We start from the raw sequence: 18,984 nt of genomic DNA on the forward strand, positions 1-18,984 counted from the left end.
CCGCTGCCGATCTTTCGATCCAAGCACTTCCCGCACTACCTGAAACGTCCAACTCGTTGATACTCAAGGAGTTTTTCGTTCCGACTACGCCGGAAGAGGTGCGAATTATAGAGAGATTAAACGGGGCGTCAAGGGCTAGTTTGAAAACAGCATAAACAAAGAAAGATGCGCACTATATTGCTCACGCCTTGCCCCTTGCGCATCATGTAGGTAGCGCCTTCCTTCATCTATATATACGGAAACCACCCTCACAATGAACGCTCCTCCCCGCAGCCTGGTCACCAGCCTGTTTCCCATCGGCTTGCTGCTGATCGCGATGGCCTCCATTCAAACCGGTGCCTCGCTCGCCAAGAGCATGTTCCCCATGGTCGGTGCGCAGGGCACCACGACCCTGCGCCTGATCTTTGCCAGCGTGATAATGCTGCTGTTGCTGCGTCCTTGGCGTGCTCGCTTCACCACAAACACCCTGAGGACGGTCATCATTTATGGCATGGCGTTGGGCGGAATGAACTTCCTTTTCTATATGTCATTGCGCAGCGTGCCACTGGGCATCGCTGTTGCATTGGAGTTCACAGGCCCGCTGGCAGTGGCACTGTACGCCTCACGCCGCGCCGTGGACTTTCTGTGGATTGGCCTCGCCGTCATTGGCCTGCTGCTGCTGATCCCGATCGGACAGACCGGCGCCAGCATCGACCTGCTTGGTGCAAGCTATGCGCTGGGCGCAGGTGCCTGCTGGGCCCTGTACATTCTATATGGGCAAAAGGCCGGTGCCGAACACGGCATCCAGACCGCCGCACTGGGGGTGATGGTAGCGGCGCTGTTCGTCGCCCCCATCGGTATCGTCCACGCGGGGACCGCACTGCTCAACCCCGCCCTGCTGCCAATTGCCATTGGCGTGGCCATCCTGTCCACCGCGCTGCCCTACAGCCTTGAGATGGTCGCACTGACCCGCATGCCAGCACGAACCTTCGGCACCCTGATGAGTATCGAGCCGGCATTCGGCGCACTGTCCGGCCTATTGTTTCTGGGTGAAGTACTGAGCATCGCGCAATGGCTGGCCATTGCTGCCATTATCACCGCATCCGTGGGCGCGACACTGTCCATGCGCAACCAGAGCCAGCCACTGGTTGCTGCCGATTGATTTGAGAAATATTTTCATTTGAACGGATCTTTGTCATTGTGTCGACATGACACCCTGTTTAAGCTGTAACTCGACGTCAGTCTTGAATTTTTTACAAGACAAGGAAGCAACAGGCATCAGGAAGACGCCCCGGAAATTCGCTCGAGCCCACGACTCAGGCACCTTTGTAAGGACAGGAATGAAACGACTTTTGCTCATCCTAGCCATTCTGGCCATCGCCGGCTGTGCGGCGACTGCTAACACCGAGGTAAAGCGCGGCAAGAAGGGCCTGCATATCAACTGCTCGGGCCTGTCGTCTTCCTGGAACAAGTGCCACAGCAAAGCTGCCAGCTCCTGTGGCACCAAAGGCTACAAGGTCGTCGCCAAGTCAGGCGACGGCGAAGAGGAACCTGGGGACTACCCTTTTGGCCTCAACCCGGCGGGCTACACCAGCCGGAGCATGATCGTCATCTGCAAGTAGATGTGAAAAAGGCAACCCGCAGGTTGCCCTTTTCATTGAACGATCGCTTCAGATCGCTTCGGTCCTCGTGCACAGCCACGCTAGCGCAGGCCCCTCAAGCAAGGGGGAAAGACGCTCACGTACACTATCGTGATACTGGTTGAGCCACGCACGCTCCGCCTCATCGAGCCGATCAGGCAGTAGACAGCGTGTATCGATCGGGCACAGGGTCAATGTTTCGAATTCGAGAAAATCACCAAACGCGCTCTTGCCCGCGTCACGGTTGAACACCAGGTTCTCGATACGCACCCCCCACTGCCCCGGACGGTAGGTGCCGGGCTCGATAGAGGTGATCATGCCGGCCTGCATCGCCGTGTGCGGTGCAGCCACCGCCTGGTAAGCGATGACCTGAGGCCCCTCATGCACATTCAGGAAGTACCCCACGCCGTGCCCCGTACCATGCCCATAGTCGACCTGCTCGGCCCATAACGGCGCACGGGCAATCGAGTCGAGCAACGGTGACAGGATACCGCGCGGAAAGCGCGCCCTCGACAGGGCAATCATGCCCTTGAGCACCCGCGTGCAATCCTGTTGCTGTTCCAGGCTAGGACGACCGATCGGCACCATCCGAGTTATGTCGGTGGTGCCACCAAGATACTGCCCACCAGAATCGATCAGCAGCAACCCGTCGCCTTCGATGCAGGCATGCGAGGCCTGCGTTGCACGGTAGTGTGGCATTGCGCCATTGCTGTTGAATGCCGCAATGGTGGCAAAGCTTGGCGAAACAAAACCGGGACGTCGCGCACGCGCCTCACCCAGCCGGGCATCCACTGTAAGCTCTGTAAGCAGTTCCTGCCCCTGTGCCGCCTCGAACCAGGCAAAGAATTCGCACAGCGCCGCACCATCCTGCTCCATGGCCTGGCGGATATGGGCGAGGTCGGCCTCACTCTTGCGCGACTTGGACACGGTGGTAGGGTTGAGCCCTTCGTGTAGCCGTACCGTTTCATCGAGATTGGCCAGCAACCCGCTGGTCACTCGCGCAGGGTCGACCAGTACAGTGCTACCCGGAGCGATTGCGGCCAAAGCCGCACCTACCTCGGCATACTCGTGCAACTGCACACCGTCCGCCTCCAGAGCCTGACGCAAGGGAGCATCGACCTTGTTCAAGTCGATGAACAACGCAGCACGCTCCTGACTGATCAGCGCGAATGATACAAACACGGGGTTGTAGGAGACATCACTGCCGCGCAGGTTGAACAGCCATGCAATATCATCCAGCGTGGCAATGAAATGCCAGTCTGCGCCCTGCTCAAGGAGTGTACGCCGCAGCTGCGAAAGTTTGTCGCCGCGCCCAACGCTGACATGCGGCGGCAGGTGCTGGTACACCGGATTCTGCGGCAACGCCGGGCGCTGTACCCACACCTCAGCCAGCAAGTCCTTGTCGCTGAGCAGGCGCACCCCACGCGCTTCAAGGCGCGCACCGAGCTGACGCGCAGACGCCAGCGCCATTACCGCACCATCCACCGCTACCGCGCCGCCTGCCGGTGCGTGCTCGGCCAGCCAGTCCAGCGGGCCAGGCTGGCCCGGCATCAGCTTCATCAATTCGATGCCACTGCCCTCCAGCTCGCTCTGGGCCTGCTCCCAATAGCGGCTGTCGGCCCACAGGCCAGCGAAATCGGCGGTCAGTACCAAGGTGCCGACCGAACCATGAAACCCCGACAACCACTGGCGGCCTTGCCAATAGCCCGGCAGGTACTCCGAAAGATGTGGATCGGCCGAGGGCACCAGCAGCGCATCGACACTTTCCTTGCCCATGATCGCGCGCATTCGCGCCAGACGCTCAGGCACTGTGTCCTGCATTCCAGGCTGACTGTTCATGCTCTCTCCCACCACCACCGCAACCAATGTTATTGATCGATGATAATGGAGTACCCATCAGCCGTGGGCAACCGCCCAGAACGGCACCGAATGTAACGCGGCCTTGATGGCGCGTGCCGCCTTGTCGACCTCGCCTTCGTCGGTGTAACGGCCCAGACTCAGGCGTATGGTCTGGCGCGCCGCGCGCTCATCGTGACCGAGCGCCAGCAGCACATGCGAAGGCGCGCTGCTGCCCGAGTTGCAGGCCGAGGTCGAAGAAAATGCCAGACTCGCGGCCAATGCCTGCAGGTCGATGCCATCACCGGCAAATGTCAGGCTCAAGGTATGCGGGATACGCTGGGCAGGACTGCCATTGAGGCCCAGACCGGGGATGCCCGCCAACTGATCGAGCAAACGCTTGCGCAGATACTGCATGCGCACCAGCTCTTGCTCCAACACCTGCCCGGCCAGGGCAAACGCAGCGCCCATGGCAGCAATCTGGTGTGTCGCCAGCGTACCCGAACGCAAGCCGCCCTCGTGCCCGCCGCCATGAATCTGCGCCTTGAGCAGCGGCGCGGCGCGTTTGCCCACGTACAGCGCACCAATCCCCTTGGGCCCGTAGACCTTGTGTGCGGAAAACGACATCAGGTCGATCGCCCAGCGCGAGAGGTCGATCGGCAACTTGCCAGCGCCCTGTGCAGCATCCACGTGCAGCAACGCGCCATGGCGACGAACGATCTGGCCAATGGCCTGCACGTCGTTGAGCGTGCCCAGTTCATTGTTGACCAGCATCAACGAGACCAGAAAGGTGTCCTCGCGCAGTGCCGCCTCTACTGCCTGCGGCGTGATCAGACCTTGCGCATCCGGGCTCAGCCAGGTGACGTCGATGCCCGCCAGTTCCAGCTGCCGCGCCGTATCGAGCACCGCCTTGTGCTCGATACGGCTGGTAATGATATGCCCGCCAGCACGCCCCTGGGCCACCCCCTTGAGGGCAAGGTTGTTGGACTCGGTGGCGCCCGACGTCCAGATGATCTGCTCGGCGCGCGCACCGACCAGGCCTGCAACCTGAACGCGAGCCTGCTCGACCGACTGGCGCGCCTGCTGCCCAAAACGATGGCCGCTCGAAGCCGGGTTGCCAAAACGGCCCGATACACCAAGACACTCCACCATCACCTGGATGACTCGCTCGTCGACGGGGGTCGTGGCAGCGTAGTCGAAGTACAGCGGGAGATTTGTCATGGCCAGGCTCTTCCTGAAGTCGTCTAGTTAACGTGCACCCATAGTGCATCAACATCCAATAGAACCATTAATTATTAATTTTCATATTTATATAACCAAACATTGATTTCCATTCTATGAACTGAACTCCCCCTCTCTTTCCCTTTCACAACCCCATATGAGCCTTTCACAGGAGGTTTGCCCATGCACCGCTCGACCGACCGCAAAAATGGGGTAGTGCTGCTCGATACGCGCCCCAGCACTCCCGAGCATGAACGCAGCGTGCACCTGAAACTCGCCGAAGGGCTGGCCAGGCTGCTGGGCACTCACGTGGCTGATCCGGCCTGCACCACGGCGCATGACAACCGCTACTACCTGCCCACCGAAACGCTCATCCACTCGACGCCACATGCCTGGCCAGGGATCGGCAGCGTCGCTGACTTTTTCGGCGGCATGGTCAGGCACCCCTACATGGCAACCAAGGCGATTTCTCACCCCCTGCCGGCCAACGCAAAATTTGCGCCTGGTTGGACCGATGACTTCGCCCGGCAGGCCAGTGAAGCGCTGCTGCGTGGCTACACTGTGTTCAGCCGGGAAGACGCGCTGCGGGCCGCTGCACTGTTGCTGCGCGATGGCCCGATACGCCTGAAGCCGGTACGCGCCACCGCCGGTAGGGGCCAGACCGTACTCGCTGACGAACATGGCCTGCAGACGCTTGTGGATGAACTCGACCCGCAGGAACTGGCGGTGTGGGGGTTGGTGCTGGAGGAAAACCTCGATGATGTTGCCACCTTCAGCGTGGGCCAGGCACTGGTGGCGGGCACCACCTGCAGCTACTACGGCACCCAGCAATTGACCACGGACCATGCGGGCGTTTGCGTCTATGGCGGTTCCGACCTGGTGTTCGTACGCGGTGGCTATGATGCCTTGCTGCAACTGGAACTGGAGCAATCCCACCGCCTGGCAATCACCCAGGCCTGCACCTACGAACAGGCCGCGCTCGCTACCCTGCCCGGCTTCATCGCGTCACGGCGCAACTATGATGTAGCCCGCGGGATGAACCAGCAAGGCAAGCAGCGCAGTGGTGTGCTCGAGCAGTCCTGGCGTATCGGCGGCGCCAGCAGCGCCGAGCTGCTGGCCTTGCAGGCGTTCGCCGACGATCCGGCGCTGCAGCGGGTGCGCGCCTCCACCCACGAAGTGTTCGGCGAGGTCTATTTGCCTGCCGATGCCACCCTGTTCTACCAAGGCGATGACCGTGAAGTCGGACGAATCAGCAAGTATGCAAGGATCCGCGCCTATGACCATCCATAGCGAAACCCTCGAAATCCGTGTCGACGGCGAGAGCATCGCCGGTACCCTGCTCAGCCCCAACCCCAAAGTACCCGGGATCCTCTTCGTACACGGCTGGGGCGGTAGCCAGCAACGGGACCTGGCGCGGGCCAAGCAGATCACCGGCCTTGGTTGCGTGTGCATGACCTTCGACCTGCGCGGCCACGAGCGCACCGAAAGCCAGCGGCGCAGCGTGACCCGCGAACAGAACCTGGCCGATCTGCTGGCCGCCTATGATTGCCTGGTCGGCCACCCCGCCGTCGACACCCGCGCGATCGCCGTGATCGGCAGCAGCTACGGGGGCTACCTGGCCACCCTGCTGACTCGCCTGCGCCCGGTTAAATGGCTGGCCCTGCGGGTACCTGCATTGTACTGGGACGACGAATGGGGCCTGCCCAAGCAGGCACTGGACCGCCAGCGTCTGTCGCAGTATCGCCTTAGCGCACTGGGCCCGGGCGACAACCGCGCGCTCGCCGCCTGCGCCGAATTTTCCGGCGATGTGCTACTGGTGGAGTCCGAGCAGGATGACTACGTCCCGCACAACACCCTGATGAGCTATCGCAGCGCCTTCATCAGCGCCCATTCACTGACCCACCGCATCGTCGATGGTGCCGACCACGCGCTTTCCAGCGACCGCAGCCAGAAAGCCTACAGTGCCATGCTCACGGCCTGGGTCAGCGAAATGGTGATCGGCGCCCGGCTCGACCGCTATCCCCACCACTCGCCCTGGTATTCATGAGCGGTGCGGCTGAGCACATGCATCAACACCGCGCCAGGCGCTCAGCCAGCGCCTTGGCCTGCAGAGCCACATCGGTGACCGCCGTGCTTTCCCACCACTGGCCGCGCAGTGGCGGGCCCATGGCAAAGAGTCGGTCGCTGACGACACCGTCAGCATCGATCACCGCCCCACCCGCATCGGCGGCAATACCCAACGCCAGGGGCCCCGGCTGAATAAGACCGCGCTGCAACAGGCACTGCGGTAGCGGCCGGGCGACCCGCCGCCAGTCGTACTCGATACCCGTGGAATTGACCAGTGCCGCCCCTGCCACTCGCGTCACCTGCGCCTGAGCGCGAAAACGCAGGTGCACGCACACCCCATCCGCACCCGCGGGCTCGACGGATTGCAGGCAGGCCGCATGAATGTGCAAGCGACCTTCCCTGCACAGTTGTTCGAGCAACGCTGCACCTTGCGGCGGCGCGCGATGGTGATGGCTTTCCCACCAGGGCCGTACGTGACGCACGAACTGGCGACGCTGGCGATCACTGGCCTGACTCCATAGCCGTGGAATATGAACCCGCACAGTGTCCAGCGGCGCCTGCCAGTCAATCCCCTGAGCCTGCGCCTGTCGGCACTGCTCACGCAGGGCACGCAGCAGTTGCAAGGGGCTGCGCAGCGACCGGTCAGCGGCGAGAAAATCCTCCCAGGCCGGTGGCTGACGCCTTACATGCGGCCACAGGCCATGACGCGAGAACACCTCGATCGGCCCTCGGTGGCCAGCCTGCTGCAAGGAAACCAGCGTATCGACCATGGTCAACCCGGAGCCGATGATCAGCACCGTGCCTTGCGGATCGATCCCACGCATTGCCGCCACATCCCACGGGTCGACTGCAGCAGTGTTGATACCATCATCACCGACCTTGGGCGTGTGCGCCGCGGCAAACATGCCGGTGGCCAGCACCGCAAAGCGCGCCTGCACCGAACCGCCATCACTGAGCCGCCCACGAACCCCGCCGGGCACCCGCTCAAGGTCGACCACCTCGGCACACCGATGCTCCAGCAGCGAGCCGGACTGCGCGCCAATGCCCTGGGCTTCGCTCAGGCGCTGGCGCGCATAGCGACCGAACAGGCCACGCGGCGGGAACAGTTCGGCGACCGGCACAGCCTGCGCGGCGGCCTCAGGCCACTCACCGGCATTGAGTTGTTGCTGCAACCATTGCGTGAGGTCATCGGGGTTGTCCGGGTCGACACTCATGCGCGCCGCATTGCCATTGAGGGTATGCCCCAGCTCGGTGGCACTGTAGGCCTCGCCCCGTCCCAGCTCCCTGCGCGGCTCCACCACCAGCAGGTGGCGGCGCCCCGGCTGGCGCAGCAGTTGCGCAGCAAGCAGGGCACCACTGAGACCGCCGCCAATGATCAACACATCGGCCATCCGGGGTGCAGCGGTAGTTTCGTGCATCGGCATCTCCTTCACGGGGAGCCGGCATAATAGGCAGCAATGCACGCCGATGGCATCCGTTCGGTACCAAAGTAGGATCAGCCCAGCGCTGCGGCCAGTTGCCTGCGGTAATCACCCGGCGCGAGACCGGTCACTTTGACGAACACCTTGCGAAATGCGCCTGGGTCCTGATAGCCAACGCCCCAGGCGATCTGGTCGATGCTGCGGTTGGTGAACTCCAGCATTCGACACGCGCGCCCCACACGTACCTGCTGGCAATACTCGGTGGGTTTCAGCCCGGTGGCGGCGCGAAACCGGCGCAGGAACGTGCGCTGTTCGAGCCCCGCCCGCTCGGCCATCAAAGCCAGGCTGACATCGCGTGCGCCACTGCTTTGCAGCCAATGCTGCACCTTGAGCACAGCTTCATCGCCATGGTCCAGGCGCGGGCTGAATACCGAGGTGCGAGGCTGGCCTCCCGACACCGGCGCCACGGCGAGAAAACGGGCAGTCTCGAGCGCCAGAGTCTGGCCCTGGAAACGCTCCACCAGCTTCAGGCCCAACTCGGTCCACGCCATCAGCCCGGCGGAAGTAATGATGTCGCCGTCGTCCAGCAGCGGCAGGTTGGCCTCCACCTTGACCAGAGGAAATCGCTCGGCCAGGGATTGTGCGAAGTGCCAATGCGTGGTGGCGCAGCGCCCGTCGAGCAGACCACTGGCGGCGATGAAAAACACACCGGCACAGACCGACACCAGCAGCGCACCGTCGCGATGCCATCGGCGCAAGTCGGCGCAAAACCGCTCGACCAGTTCGGGCGTCGGCTCCTCGGTCAGGCTGGGGGGAACAATCATGACCCTGGGCCGGCAATGTGCTTGCGGGTGGCTGTCGAACGACACCGTCAACGTACTACTGCCCTGGGCCTGGCACCAATGGGTCACGCGCAGCCGCGGACCACGCCGCGCGCCCAGCTCTGCGGCCAGGCGATTGGCCACCGCAAACAGGTCGGTCAGGCCATGCACCGCCGCCAACTGCGCCCCCGGGTACGCCAGTATGCCGATTTCGACCTGCTCGCTGCCTGCATCCATTGTCAGTTTTTCCCGCCAATTTGTCGGTCGCGCCAATGCGCAAACCTGCCGCGCAAGCCTATAACTATCACCACGCCACCACCACTCTGCTGAAGGACTGCACCATGAGCAAACAGGCACTGATTATCATCGACATCCAGAACGACTATTTCCCCGACGGCAAATGGCCGCTGCAAGGTGCCGACGCGGCCGCCGAGAACGCCGCCCGCATCATCGCCGCCATGCGGGCCAAAGGTGACCTGGTGGTGCATGTGCGTCACGAGTTCGAATCGGACGACGCACCGTTCTTCACCCCGGGATCGCAGGGCGCACAAATCCATCCCAAGGCGGCCAACCAGGGCGATGAACCGGTGGTGCTCAAGCACAAGGTCAACAGTTTCCTGGGCACCGACCTCAAGGCGATACTCGACCGCCATCTCGTCACCGGCCTGGTACTGGTGGGCAGCATGAGCCACATGTGCATAGACGCCGCAGCCCGCGCCGCCTCCGACATGGGCTACGCCACCGTGGTGATACACGATGCCTGCGCCACCCGTGACCTGGAGTTCAACGGCGTGGTGGTACCGGCAGCCCAGGCGCACGCCGCCTACATGGCCTCCCTGGCGTTCGCCTACTCGCAGGTGGTGTCCACGCAAGAATGGCTGGATGGCAATCTTCAATAAGCTGAGCAGGCAAGGGGCAGGCGGTGTGGCTGGTGCCGCGTGATCCATGACTGCTCAGCCAGCCAATCGCACGCCGCCCTGCGGGCAGGCTTCAGATCACCACATTGCGCACGAAGCGCGTGACCACCGTGCCATCGTTGCGATACGCGTGCACGCGGTTGCTGGCAAAGCTGAAGAAATCTCCTGCCGCCAGTACATGCTGCTGACCCTCGATCACCAGCGTCAGGCACCCCTCGAACACGTACAACTGCTCACTCCAGCCATCGAAATCCGCCTCGGCCGGATACACCTCACCCGGCTCCAGGCGCCACTCCCACAATTCCACTTCGCGGCTGGCAGGCGAGCTGGCAAGCAATACGGCCTTGCTGCCCGGGTGCACGCCCGCCCAGGCCAGTTCGTTGATACGGCTCGGATCGCGGTTGCCAGGCGCCTGGATCAGGTCACTGAACGCGACGCCCAACGCTTCGGCGATCAAGTCCAGCGTGGTCAGGCTGACATTCTTTTCCCCGGCCTCGATGGCCACAAGCATGCGCCGGCTGACGCCGGATTTTTCCGCCAGGGCGCTCTGACTCATCTCGGCCGCATGGCGCAAGCGTCGAATGTTCTGGCTGACATGCTGCAGCACTGAGGCGCGCTGACTGGAATCTTTGTGCACTATATTGCTCACATAGGGGAATTGAGCAGTATACTGCCCACTTCCGGCGCATTGTGCGTCGCTCGCCCCCTGTGTGCAAGGTCCTCACCGTGTCGAACACTGCCAATGCCCCTTCCTTCTCATTGCGCCTGAGCAAGGCCGAACTGGTACTGGTCTTCATCACCATGCTGTGGGGTGGCACCTTTTTGCTGGTGCACAACGTGATGACCGTCAGTGGCCCGATGTTCTTCGTCGGCCTGCGCTTCGCAGCTGCGGCACTGTTCGTGGCGGTGGTCAGTGCACGTGCACTGCCGGGGCTGACGTGGCTTGAGATCAAGGCCGGGGTACTGATCGGGGCCTCGATCATGCTCGGCTACGGCCTGCAGACGGTGGGCCTGCAAACCATCACCAGCAGCCAGTCGGCCTTTATCACCGCGCTGTATGTGCCCTTCGTGCCGTTGCTGCAATGGCTGGTGCTGGGCCGTCGCCCTGGGTTGATGCCCAGCCTGGGTGTGGGCCTGGCCTTTGCCGGCCTGATGCTGGTGGCCGGCCCCAGTGGCAGCGCCATGCAATTGAGCCCTGGCGAAATCGCCACGCTGGTCAGCGCCGTGGCAATCGCTGCAGAAATCATCCTGATCAGCAACTATGCCGGCAAAGTCGACGTGCGTCGCGTCACCGTGGTGCAACTGGCCAGCGCCTCGGCACTGTCGTTCATGATGGTCGTGCCTACCCAGGAGGCGCTGCCGGACTTTTCCTGGCTACTGCTGCTCAGCGCCATCGGCCTGGGTGCCATGAGTGCAATCATCCAGGTGGCGATGAACTGGGCCCAGCAGTCGGTTTCACCGACACGGGCTACGCTGATCTACGCTGGCGAGCCGGTATGGGCCGGCATCGTCGGGCGCCTGGCCGGCGAACGGCTGCCTGGCGTGGCCCTGCTGGGGGGCGTGCTGATTGTCATTGCGGTGATTGTCAGTGAACTGAAGATCAAGCGTCGCGGTGAAGCGCCTGGTCCGGTGGACGCCGAGCAGCAAGTGCAACAAACGGACCGATAATCGAGGGTGCGCACTCAATTCTTGTAAAAAACTGTTATAAAAAAATGCCTTGAAGCAGCGCCATTGTAGGATTCTGCGACAGCTTGTGTGTTGGTGATCGACGGGGCGCCACGTATGATCCCTTACAAACCTCTGCAGATTAGAAATCTATGTCCTTGATAGTTCTACTGCTTCTGCCGTTTGTTGGCAGCTGTCTGGCGGCTGTGCTGCCGCACAACGCGCGTAACAGTGAATCGCTGCTGGCCGGCCTCGTCGCCCTGGTCGGCACCGTGCAGGTCGCCCTGCTGTACCCGCAAATCGCCCAGGGTGGCGTTATCCGTGAAGAGTTCCTCTGGCTGCCAAGCCTGGGGTTCAACCTCGTGCTGCGCATGGACGGCTTCGCCTGGCTGTTCTCGCTGCTGGTGCTGGGCATCGGCACCCTGGTGTCGCTGTATGCCCGTTACTACATGTCGCCCCAGGACCCGGTGCCGCGGTTCTTCGCCTTCTTCCTGGCGTTCATGGGGGCCATGCTGGGCCTGGTGATCTCCGGCAACCTGATCCAGATCGTGTTTTTCTGGGAGCTGACCAGCCTGTTCTCGTTCCTGCTGATCGGCTACTGGCACCATCGCGCCGATGCCCGGCGCGGCGCGTACATGGCGCTGATGGTCACCGGTGCCGGTGGTTTGTGCCTGCTGGCGGGGGTACTGCTGCTCGGCCATGTGGTGGGCAGCTATGACCTGGACAAGGTCCTGGCCGCCGGCGACCAGATTCGCAGTCATGCCCTCTACCCGATCCTGCTCCCACTCATTCTGCTCGGCGCGCTCACCAAGAGCGCGCAGTTCCCCTTCCACTTCTGGCTACCCCACGCCATGGCCGCGCCCACACCGGTCTCGGCCTACCTGCACTCGGCAACCATGGTCAAGGCCGGTGTGTTCCTGCTTGCGCGATTGTGGCCATCGCTGGCCGGCAGCGAGGAATGGTTCTGGATCGTCAGCGGTGCCGGGGCCTGCACCCTGTTGCTGGGCGCTTACGCGGCGATGTTCCAGAACGACCTCAAGGGCCTGCTGGCCTACTCCACCATCAGCCACCTGGGCCTGATCACCTTGCTGCTGGGGCTCAACAGCCCGCTTGCCGCGGTGGCGGCGGTGTTCCACATTCTCAACCACGCCACGTTCAAGGCCTCGCTGTTCATGGCCGCCGGTATCATCGACCACGAGAGCGGCACGCGCGACATCCGCAAGCTCAGTGGGCTGTTTCGACTCATCCCGTTCACCGCTACCCTGGCCATGGTCGCCAGCGCCTCCATGGCCGGCGTACCGCTGATGAACGGCTTTCTTTCCAAAGAGATGTTCTTCGCCGAAACCGTGTTCATCAGCTCCACCGCCTGGGTGGAAGCGGCGCTACCGATCATCGCGACCCTGGCCGGCACCTTCAGCGTTGCCTACGCGTTGCGCTTTACCGTCGACGTGTTCTTCGGCCCACCCGCTACCGAGCTGCCGCACACCCCGCATGAGCCCCCGCGCTGGATGCGTGCACCGGTCGAACTGCTGGTGCTGACCTGCCTGGTGGTAGGCATCTTCCCCGCGCAATCGGTGGGCCCGCTGCTGGCGGCGGCGGCCTTGCCGGTGGTGGGCGGCACCCTGCCTGAATACAGCCTGGCCATCTGGCATGGCTGGAATGCACCGCTGATCATGAGCCTGATCGCCATGTGCGGCGGCGTGCTGCTCTACCTGGTGCTGCGCAACCAGCTCAAACGTGGGCGTTTCAGTTACCCGCCGCTGATCGAGCTGTTCAATGGCAAGCGCCTTTTCGAACATGGCCAAGTGCTGCTGATGCGCGTGGCACGTCGTTTCGAGCGGTTGTTCACGACCCGCCGCCTGCAAAAGCAGCTGTTCATGCTGGTGCTTGCCGCGCTGCTGGCCGGCGTCCTGCCGATGCTGAACACAGGCCTGAGCTGGGGCGATCGCCCGAAGATTCCGGGCTCCGGCGTATTCGTCATGCTCTGGCTGATCGCGATCATCTGCGCCATCGGCGCCGCCTGGCAGGCCAAGTATCACCGGCTGGCAGCCCTGACCATGGTCAGCGTGTGCGGCCTGATGACCTGCATCACCTTCGTGTGGTTTTCCGCCCCGGACCTCGCCCTCACCCAGCTGGTGGTCGAAGTGGTCACCACGGTGCTGATCCTGCTGGGCCTGCGCTGGCTACCGCGACGTATCGAAGACATCTCGCCATTGCCCGGCAGCAAGGAGCGCGCCATCGCACGGCGCCTGCGCGACCTGCTGCTGGCGGTGCTGGTCGGTGGCGGCATGGCGTTGCTGTCGTACGCGATGCTGACGCGCCCCACGCCCAACGTGATCTCCTCGTTCTACCTCAGTCGCGCCCTGCCAGAAGGCGGCGGTACCAACGTGGTCAATGTAATGCTGGTGGACTTCCGGGGCTTCGATACCCTGGGCGAGATCACCGTGCTGGTCGCCGTGGCACTGAGCGTGTTTGCCCTGCTGCGACGTTTCCGCCCGCCCAAGGAGAGTATCCAGCTGCCCGCCCAGCAGCGTCTGCTGGCACCCGACGTGGTCACCGACCTGGTCAACCCGCGTCAGGCTGCCGATACCGCGCTGGGCTTCATGATGGTGCCGGCCGCACTGGTGCGCCTGCTGCTGCCGATTGCCCTGGTGATTTCGATGTACCTGTTCATGCGTGGCCACAACCAGCCAGGCGGCGGTTTCGTTGCCGGCCTGGTCATGTCGGTGGCGTTCATCCTGCAGTACATGGTCGCCGGCACCCAGTGGGTCGAGGCGCAGATGAGCTTGCGGCCATTGCGCTGGATGGGTACCGGCCTGCTGTTCGCCACCCTGACCGGCGCCGGCGCGATGCTGCTCGGGTATCCGTTCCTGACCACCCACACCGCCCACCTGCACCTGCCGGTACTGGGTGACATCCATGTCGCCAGCGCGCTGTTCTTCGACACCGGCATCTTTACCGTCGTAGTGGGCTCGACCCTGCTCATCCTCACCGCGCTGGCACACCAGTCGGTGCGTAGCCACCGCCCGAGCAGCCAGCCCAAACCCACCGCCAGCCCGGGAGCCGCCTGATGGAAGAAGTGATTGCAATTGCCATCGGCGTGCTTGCCGCCTCGGGGGTGTGGCTGATCCTGCGCCCACGAACCTTCCAGGTGGTGATGGGGCTGTGCCTGCTGTCTTATGGGGTCAACCTGTTCATCTTCAGCATGGGCAGCCTGTTCATCGGCAAGGAGCCCATCATCAAGGACGGTGTACCGCAGGACCTGCTCAACTACACCGACCCGCTGCCACAGGCGCTGGTACTCACGGCCATCGTCATCAGCTTTGCCATGACCGCACTGTTCCTGGTGGTGTTGCTGGCCTCGCGCGGGCTGACCGGAACCGACCACGTCGATGGCCGGGAGCCTAACGAATGAGCGTGATGAACCAACTGATCGTCGCCCCCATCCTGCTGCCGCTGCTGACCGCTGCCATAATGTTGCTGCTGGGCGAAAAACGCCGGCCGCTGAAAGCCCGTATCAACCTGGTCTCCAGCCTGCTAGGCCTGGGCATCTCGATCAGCCTGCTGCTGTGGGTCCAGGCGCAGGGCCAGGCCAGTTCCATCGGCGTTTACCTGCCGGGCAACTGGCAAGCGCCATTCGGCATCGTGCTGGTGCTGGACCGCCTCTCGGCGCTGATGCTGGTGCTGACCGGGATAGTCGGGGTCAGTGCGCTGCTGTTCGCCATGGCCCGCTGGGACCGTGCGGGGGCCAGCTTCCATGCGCTGTTCCAGATCCAGCTGATGGGCTTGTACGGTGCCTTCCTGACCGCCGACCTGTTCAACCTGTTCGTGTTCTTCGAGGTGCTGCTCGCGGCGTCCTACGGCCTGATCCTGCACGGTTCGGGGCGCGCGCGGGTCAAGGCCGGGCTGCACTACATCGCCATCAACCTGCTGGCGTCCTCACTGTTCCTGGTCGGCGCGGCCATGCTCTATGGGGTCACCGGCACCCTGAACATGGCCGACCTGGCGCTGAAGATTCCACTGGTGCCGGAGGCCGACCGTGGCCTGCTGCACGCAGGTGCAGCGATTCTGGCGACCGCCTTCCTGGCCAAGGCCGGGATCTGGCCGCTGAACTTCTGGCTGGTACCGGCCTATTCGTCGGCCAGTGCCCCCGTGGCCGCACTGTTCGCGATCATGACCAAGGTCGGCATCTACACTGTGCTGCGCCTGTGGACCTTGCTGTTCTCCGGGCAGGCAGGTGCGTCGGCGTTCTTCGGCGGTGAATGGCTGGTGTATGGCGGCCTGGCCACCCTGGGCTGCGCGGCGCTGTCAATTCTTGCCGCACAGCGCCTTGAGCGCATGGCCAGCCTGAGCATCCTGGTGTCGGCCGGCATCCTGCTGTCGGCCATCGGCTTCGGCCAGGCAGCCCTGACCGCCGGCGCATTGTTCTACCTGGTCAGCTCGACGCTGGCCTTGAGCGCGCTGTTCCTGCTGGCAGAACTGATCGAACGTTCACGCTCGGCCAACGAGATACCGCTGGAGGACGATGGCGATGCCCTGCCCTCTCCGCTGGAGTCGCTGCAACCGCCCAAGGGCATCAACCTGGATGACGAACAGAAAGCGGTGGTCGGCCAGGTGATTCCCTGGACCATGGCGTTCCTGGGCCTCAGCTTCATCGCCTGCGCGCTGCTGATCATCGGCATGCCGCCATTGTCCGGGTTCATCGGCAAGCTCAGCCTGATCAGTGCGCTGTTCAACCCCAACGGGCTGGGCAACCCGGTCGAGCTCGCACTGCCGATGACCGGCTGGGCCCTTGTGGCGCTGCTGGTGCTGTCCGGCCTGGCCTCGCTGATCGCACTGACCCGTGTCGGCATCCAGCGCTTCTGGACGCCTCAGGAGCGCCCTTCGCCGCTGTTGCGCCGCTACGAGTGCATTCCCATCGTGGTGTTGCTGGGGTTGTGCGTGCTGCTCAGCGTGCGCGCCGAGCCGCTGTTGCGCTATACCCAGGATACTGCCGCCGGCCTCAAGGACCCCAGCAACTACGTGAACGCCGTCATGGGCACTCGGCCGTTGCCCGGGCCCACCAGCCAGGCGATTGCCGGGCAGGTGCAGCCATGAAGCGCCTGTTTCCTGCGCCACTGCTGTCGCTGTCGCTGTGGGGGCTGTGGTTGCTGCTCAACCTGTCGCTGAGCGCCGGCAACCTGCTGCTCGGCGCACTACTGGGGCTGCTGGCGCCACTGCTGATGGCACCTTTGCGGCCGCTGCCGGTGCGCATCCGCAAGCCAGGCACCATCGTGCGCCTGATCGTGCGGGTAGGTATCGATGTCGTGGTGTCCAACCTGCAGGTTGCCCGTGGCGTCTGGCGCGCCCGCCGCCACCCGCCGCGTTCGCGCTTCATCCGTATTCCGCTGCACCTGCAGGATGCTCACGGGCTGGCGCGCTGTCGATGATCACGACGGTGATTCCCGGCACGATCTGGTCGGAGCTGGCGCTGGACCGCAGCATACTGCTGCTGCATGTCTTCGATCTGGACGATGAGGCGCTCTTCATCGAACACTTCAAGCACACCTACGAACGCCCGCTGATGGAGATCTTCGAATGACTGGCCTGCTCGCCAACGCCATTCTCGCCAGCCTGTTCATCTTTGCCCTGGCCATGGCCCTGACCCTTGTGCGCCTGTTCAAGGGCCCTTCGGCCCAGGACCGGGTACTGGCGCTGGACTACCTGTACATCCTGGCCATGCTGATGATGCTGGTGCTGGGCATTCGCTACGCCAGTGACACCTACTTCGAGGGTGCCCTGTTGATTGCGCTGTTCGGCTTCGTCGGTTCGTTTGCCCTGGCCAAGTTCCTGCTGCGTGGCGAGGTGATCGAATGAACGCGCTCAATGAACTGCCGTTCTGGCTCGAGGCGCTCACCGCAGCGCTGCTGGTCACCAGCAGCCTGTTTGCCCTCAGCGGTGCTGTCGGCTTGCTGCGCCTCAAGGAGTTCTTCCAGCGCATGCACCCGCCCGCACTGGCTTCGACCCTGGGCACCTGGTGCGTGGCGCTGGCGTCGATCCTGTACTTTTCCGGGCTCAAGCACACACCCGTGCTGCACGCCTGGCTGATCCCGATCCTGCTGTCGATCACCGTGCCGGTGACCACCCTGCTGTTGGCGCGGGCTGCGCTGTTTCGCAAGCGGATGGCCAGGGACGACGTGCCGGAGGAAGTCAGCAGCGGTCGCGACAGCGGCCACTGACACGGCGCCTGCTCAGGCGGCCAGCTGCTGCAACTGGCGACGCACCATGGCCGCGTACTCGGGCGGGTTCAGCTGATACAGCTGCCCGGCCACCCAGGTCAGCCAGCGCCCTGCAAGACCTCACGTTGCGCGATCCAGTCGCGCGCCTGAGCCTCGGCCCGGGCTTGATGCAACGCATGGTATTGCGCCCGGCCGAGGGCGCCCTTGGCGCTGCTCACTCGCTGGCCTTGAAGGTCAGCTCACCCTTGCGCCACTTGGCAGCCTTGGCGGTAGCGGCCTTGAGGGTCTTGCTCAGGCCTTCCTGCAACTGCTGGTGCGCCGCGAATACCATCACCACCGACTGCCCTCGCGGAACACGATGCCATGCCCCTCAGGTACGGTGACAAACGCGTAATCGCCCAGCCCATAGACCGTCAGCTTGATTTCGCGAAAGCGAATCTCCAACTTGCCGCCCTCGCGACTCGGCAGCACTGCAGCACGAAAGTGATCACCCACCTTCAGCTCCAGGCGCTGCTTGTCATCGACCACCAGCGCCTCTTCGGTATCGATCTCGGCCAGGTAGATACCTTCGGCGCTTTGCTCGGTCACATAGACATATCGCGATTGAAACTGTTTGACCAACTTGGCCCGCAGGTCGCCCAACACAAAGAGGGCATGCATATCCAGATTACTGACTGCCAATGATTAATTCCTCAAAACCAACATCACCCCCGCCACCTCGCAGACAGCCATGTGCCGCGAAGGCCCCGGTTCTTCAATTTGAAGTCTGAAAGACTAGTGGATAAGTGCCAGGCGCGTTCGTACACACAGACACCGGGTTGCGCAGGAAAACACGCCGTCTTGCGCCAGCTATCCGCTGGCAACAACAAACAGCCCTTTCCTGAAGTGCAACCGATTTTTCTGACAGCGCATCCACGGGAAAAATGCGATAGCTGAAAGAAAGATTCCCAGACACGGGATCTCTGAACGAACACGTTCACTGCACAGGGAAGCGAATATGCACGAAAACACTGAAACCCGTCGAGTGGCCAATACACTTGCAGTCGCAAAAAAAGCCAATTGCAGTCTGCGCGGTGCCCGTCCGCGCTTCATCGTGGTGCCCGCCGGCATCGGCTTTTTTCACATCACCGAGTTCGCCACCGGCCAGGTAAGGGGCTTTCGTCGCCACCATGGCGAAGCCTGCGCCCTGGCCACAACGC

At 63.1% G+C, this 18,984-nt stretch carries 17 protein-coding genes and 3 pseudogenes; 12 read left to right on the forward strand and 8 right to left on the reverse strand.

The annotated features are described in order from the left end of the window. Positions 1–253 precede the first annotated feature (253 nt). The gene (rhtA, locus tag G3436_RS17675; protein WP_163947486.1) at positions 254–1,141 is read left to right on the forward strand and encodes a threonine/homoserine exporter RhtA; all 888 of its coding nucleotides are present in this window, start codon (positions 254–256) and stop codon (positions 1,139–1,141) included. A 178-nt stretch (positions 1,142–1,319) separates the two neighbouring features. Further along, positions 1,320–1,601 carry a hypothetical protein gene (locus tag G3436_RS17680; protein WP_163947489.1) on the forward strand — a complete coding sequence of 94 codons (282 nt, stop codon included), beginning with the start codon at positions 1,320–1,322 and terminating at the stop codon, positions 1,599–1,601. 48 nt (positions 1,602–1,649) lie between these two features. On the opposite strand, the gene G3436_RS17685 is transcribed toward G3436_RS17680, so the two are convergent. Both G3436_RS17685 and G3436_RS17690 read right to left on the reverse strand, forming a co-directional pair. Further along, complete coding sequence (locus G3436_RS17685) at positions 1,650–3,458, reverse strand: aminopeptidase P family protein (RefSeq protein ID WP_163947491.1); 1,809 nt, start codon at positions 3,456–3,458, stop codon at positions 1,650–1,652. Positions 3,459–3,515: 57 nt separating this feature from the next. Then, entirely contained in the window at positions 3,516–4,676 is a 1,161-nt protein-coding gene (locus G3436_RS17690; protein ID WP_163947494.1) for a cysteine desulfurase family protein, read from the reverse strand. 183 nt (positions 4,677–4,859) lie between these two features. Between G3436_RS17690 and G3436_RS17695 the strand changes: the two genes are divergently transcribed. Both G3436_RS17695 and G3436_RS17700 read left to right on the forward strand, forming a co-directional pair. Beyond that, the gene (locus G3436_RS17695; RefSeq protein WP_178116507.1) at positions 4,860–5,966 is read left to right on the forward strand and encodes a DUF3182 family protein; all 1,107 of its coding nucleotides are present in this window, start codon (positions 4,860–4,862) and stop codon (positions 5,964–5,966) included. Beyond that, positions 5,953–6,723: an alpha/beta hydrolase family protein gene (locus G3436_RS17700; RefSeq protein WP_163947499.1), complete on the forward strand. Its 771-nt coding sequence runs from the start codon at positions 5,953–5,955 to the stop codon at positions 6,721–6,723. The genes G3436_RS17695 and G3436_RS17700 overlap by 14 nt, the downstream gene beginning before the upstream one ends. A gap of 22 nt (positions 6,724–6,745) precedes the next feature. Here the strand turns inward: G3436_RS17700 and G3436_RS17705 are convergent, their stop codons facing one another. Further along, complete coding sequence (locus tag G3436_RS17705; RefSeq protein WP_163947502.1) at positions 6,746–8,161, reverse strand: FAD/NAD(P)-binding protein; 1,416 nt, start codon at positions 8,159–8,161, stop codon at positions 6,746–6,748. A 77-nt stretch (positions 8,162–8,238) separates the two neighbouring features. Continuing rightward, positions 8,239–9,222: a GlxA family transcriptional regulator gene (locus G3436_RS17710; RefSeq protein ID WP_163947505.1), complete on the reverse strand. Its 984-nt coding sequence runs from the start codon at positions 9,220–9,222 to the stop codon at positions 8,239–8,241. 104 nt (positions 9,223–9,326) lie between these two features. On the opposite strand from G3436_RS17710, the gene G3436_RS17715 reads away from it, so the two are divergent. Then, positions 9,327–9,884 carry a cysteine hydrolase family protein gene (locus G3436_RS17715; RefSeq protein WP_163947507.1) on the forward strand — a complete coding sequence of 186 codons (558 nt, stop codon included), beginning with the start codon at positions 9,327–9,329 and terminating at the stop codon, positions 9,882–9,884. A 91-nt stretch (positions 9,885–9,975) separates the two neighbouring features. On the opposite strand, the gene G3436_RS17720 is transcribed toward G3436_RS17715, so the two are convergent. Continuing rightward, entirely contained in the window at positions 9,976–10,539 is a 564-nt protein-coding gene (locus G3436_RS17720; protein WP_163947510.1) for a helix-turn-helix domain-containing protein, read from the reverse strand. A gap of 89 nt (positions 10,540–10,628) precedes the next feature. Here G3436_RS17720 and G3436_RS17725 point away from each other — a divergent pair, with 89 nt between their 5' ends. The 7 genes and pseudogenes from G3436_RS17725 (at position 10,629) to G3436_RS17755 (ending at position 17,785) form a co-directional block, all read left to right on the forward strand. Then, positions 10,629–11,570, forward strand: a complete 942-nt coding sequence (locus tag G3436_RS17725) for an EamA family transporter (RefSeq protein ID WP_163947513.1) — start codon at positions 10,629–10,631, stop codon at positions 11,568–11,570. 149 nt (positions 11,571–11,719) lie between these two features. Beyond that, a complete protein-coding gene (locus G3436_RS17730; protein WP_163947516.1) occupies positions 11,720–14,638 on the forward strand; it encodes a monovalent cation/H+ antiporter subunit A in 2,919 nt (972 codons plus the stop codon). After that, positions 14,638–14,982 (forward strand): Na+/H+ antiporter subunit C, encoded by a 345-nt coding sequence (locus G3436_RS17735; RefSeq protein WP_010224297.1) that lies wholly within the window; start codon positions 14,638–14,640, stop codon positions 14,980–14,982. Before G3436_RS17730 ends, G3436_RS17735 begins: the two co-directional genes overlap by 1 nt. After that, positions 14,979–16,664 (forward strand): monovalent cation/H+ antiporter subunit D, encoded by a 1,686-nt coding sequence (locus G3436_RS17740; protein WP_163947519.1) that lies wholly within the window; start codon positions 14,979–14,981, stop codon positions 16,662–16,664. Before G3436_RS17735 ends, G3436_RS17740 begins: the two co-directional genes overlap by 4 nt. Next, positions 16,661–17,148 (forward strand): annotated as a pseudogene (locus tag G3436_RS17745) (Na+/H+ antiporter subunit E). The gene G3436_RS17740 and the pseudogene G3436_RS17745 overlap by 4 nt, the downstream one beginning before the upstream one ends. Then, on the forward strand, positions 17,145–17,423 hold the full coding sequence (locus G3436_RS17750; RefSeq protein WP_043860103.1) for a K+/H+ antiporter subunit F: 279 nt from the start codon (positions 17,145–17,147) through the stop codon (positions 17,421–17,423). The pseudogene G3436_RS17745 and the gene G3436_RS17750 overlap by 4 nt, the downstream one beginning before the upstream one ends. Beyond that, positions 17,420–17,785, forward strand: coding sequence for a Na+/H+ antiporter subunit G (locus G3436_RS17755; RefSeq protein WP_163947522.1), 366 nt, complete (start codon positions 17,420–17,422; stop codon positions 17,783–17,785). Before G3436_RS17750 ends, G3436_RS17755 begins: the two co-directional genes overlap by 4 nt. A 12-nt stretch (positions 17,786–17,797) precedes the next feature. Here G3436_RS17755 and G3436_RS28610 read toward each other — a convergent pair. The 3 genes and pseudogenes from G3436_RS28610 to G3436_RS17765 all read right to left on the reverse strand — a co-directional run bounded on the left by G3436_RS28610 (position 17,798) and on the right by G3436_RS17765 (position 18,956). Beyond that, positions 17,798–18,003, reverse strand: a pseudogene (locus tag G3436_RS28610) (hypothetical protein). Beyond that, positions 18,000–18,466 (reverse strand): annotated as a pseudogene (locus tag G3436_RS17760) (hypothetical protein). The pseudogenes G3436_RS28610 and G3436_RS17760 overlap by 4 nt, the downstream one beginning before the upstream one ends. A gap of 295 nt (positions 18,467–18,761) precedes the next feature. After that, positions 18,762–18,956 (reverse strand): hypothetical protein, encoded by a 195-nt coding sequence (locus tag G3436_RS17765; RefSeq protein WP_163947525.1) that lies wholly within the window; start codon positions 18,954–18,956, stop codon positions 18,762–18,764. Between the last annotated feature and the right edge of the window lie 28 nt (positions 18,957–18,984).

Source organism: Pseudomonas brassicae (assembly GCF_010671725.1).
Classification (GTDB): Bacteria; Pseudomonadota; Gammaproteobacteria; order Pseudomonadales; family Pseudomonadaceae; genus Aquipseudomonas; species Aquipseudomonas brassicae.

Excerpts from the sequence above, each read along its gene's own strand:
- G3436_RS17765 (WP_163947525.1), bottom strand. The coding sequence starts at position 18,956 with ATGGTGGCGACGAAAGCCCCTTACCTGGCCGGTGGCGAACTCGGTGAT.
- G3436_RS17715 (WP_163947507.1), top strand. The coding sequence starts at position 9,327 with ATGAGCAAACAGGCACTGATTATCATCGACATCCAGAACGACTATTTC.
- rhtA (WP_163947486.1), top strand. The coding sequence starts at position 254 with ATGAACGCTCCTCCCCGCAGCCTGGTCACCAGCCTGTTTCCCATCGGC.
- G3436_RS17705 (WP_163947502.1), bottom strand. The coding sequence starts at position 8,161 with ATGCACGAAACTACCGCTGCACCCCGGATGGCCGATGTGTTGATCATT.
- G3436_RS17685 (WP_163947491.1), bottom strand. The coding sequence starts at position 3,458 with ATGAACAGTCAGCCTGGAATGCAGGACACAGTGCCTGAGCGTCTGGCG.
- G3436_RS17710 (WP_163947505.1), bottom strand. The coding sequence starts at position 9,222 with ATGGATGCAGGCAGCGAGCAGGTCGAAATCGGCATACTGGCGTACCCG.
- G3436_RS17735 (WP_010224297.1), top strand. The coding sequence starts at position 14,638 with ATGGAAGAAGTGATTGCAATTGCCATCGGCGTGCTTGCCGCCTCGGGG.
- G3436_RS17680 (WP_163947489.1), top strand. The coding sequence starts at position 1,320 with ATGAAACGACTTTTGCTCATCCTAGCCATTCTGGCCATCGCCGGCTGT.
- G3436_RS17695 (WP_178116507.1), top strand. The coding sequence starts at position 4,860 with ATGCACCGCTCGACCGACCGCAAAAATGGGGTAGTGCTGCTCGATACG.
- G3436_RS17700 (WP_163947499.1), top strand. The coding sequence starts at position 5,953 with ATGACCATCCATAGCGAAACCCTCGAAATCCGTGTCGACGGCGAGAGC.
- G3436_RS17730 (WP_163947516.1), top strand. The coding sequence starts at position 11,720 with ATGTCCTTGATAGTTCTACTGCTTCTGCCGTTTGTTGGCAGCTGTCTG.
- G3436_RS17690 (WP_163947494.1), bottom strand. The coding sequence starts at position 4,676 with ATGACAAATCTCCCGCTGTACTTCGACTACGCTGCCACGACCCCCGTC.
- G3436_RS17755 (WP_163947522.1), top strand. The coding sequence starts at position 17,420 with ATGAACGCGCTCAATGAACTGCCGTTCTGGCTCGAGGCGCTCACCGCA.
- G3436_RS17750 (WP_043860103.1), top strand. The coding sequence starts at position 17,145 with ATGACTGGCCTGCTCGCCAACGCCATTCTCGCCAGCCTGTTCATCTTT.
- G3436_RS17740 (WP_163947519.1), top strand. The coding sequence starts at position 14,979 with ATGAGCGTGATGAACCAACTGATCGTCGCCCCCATCCTGCTGCCGCTG.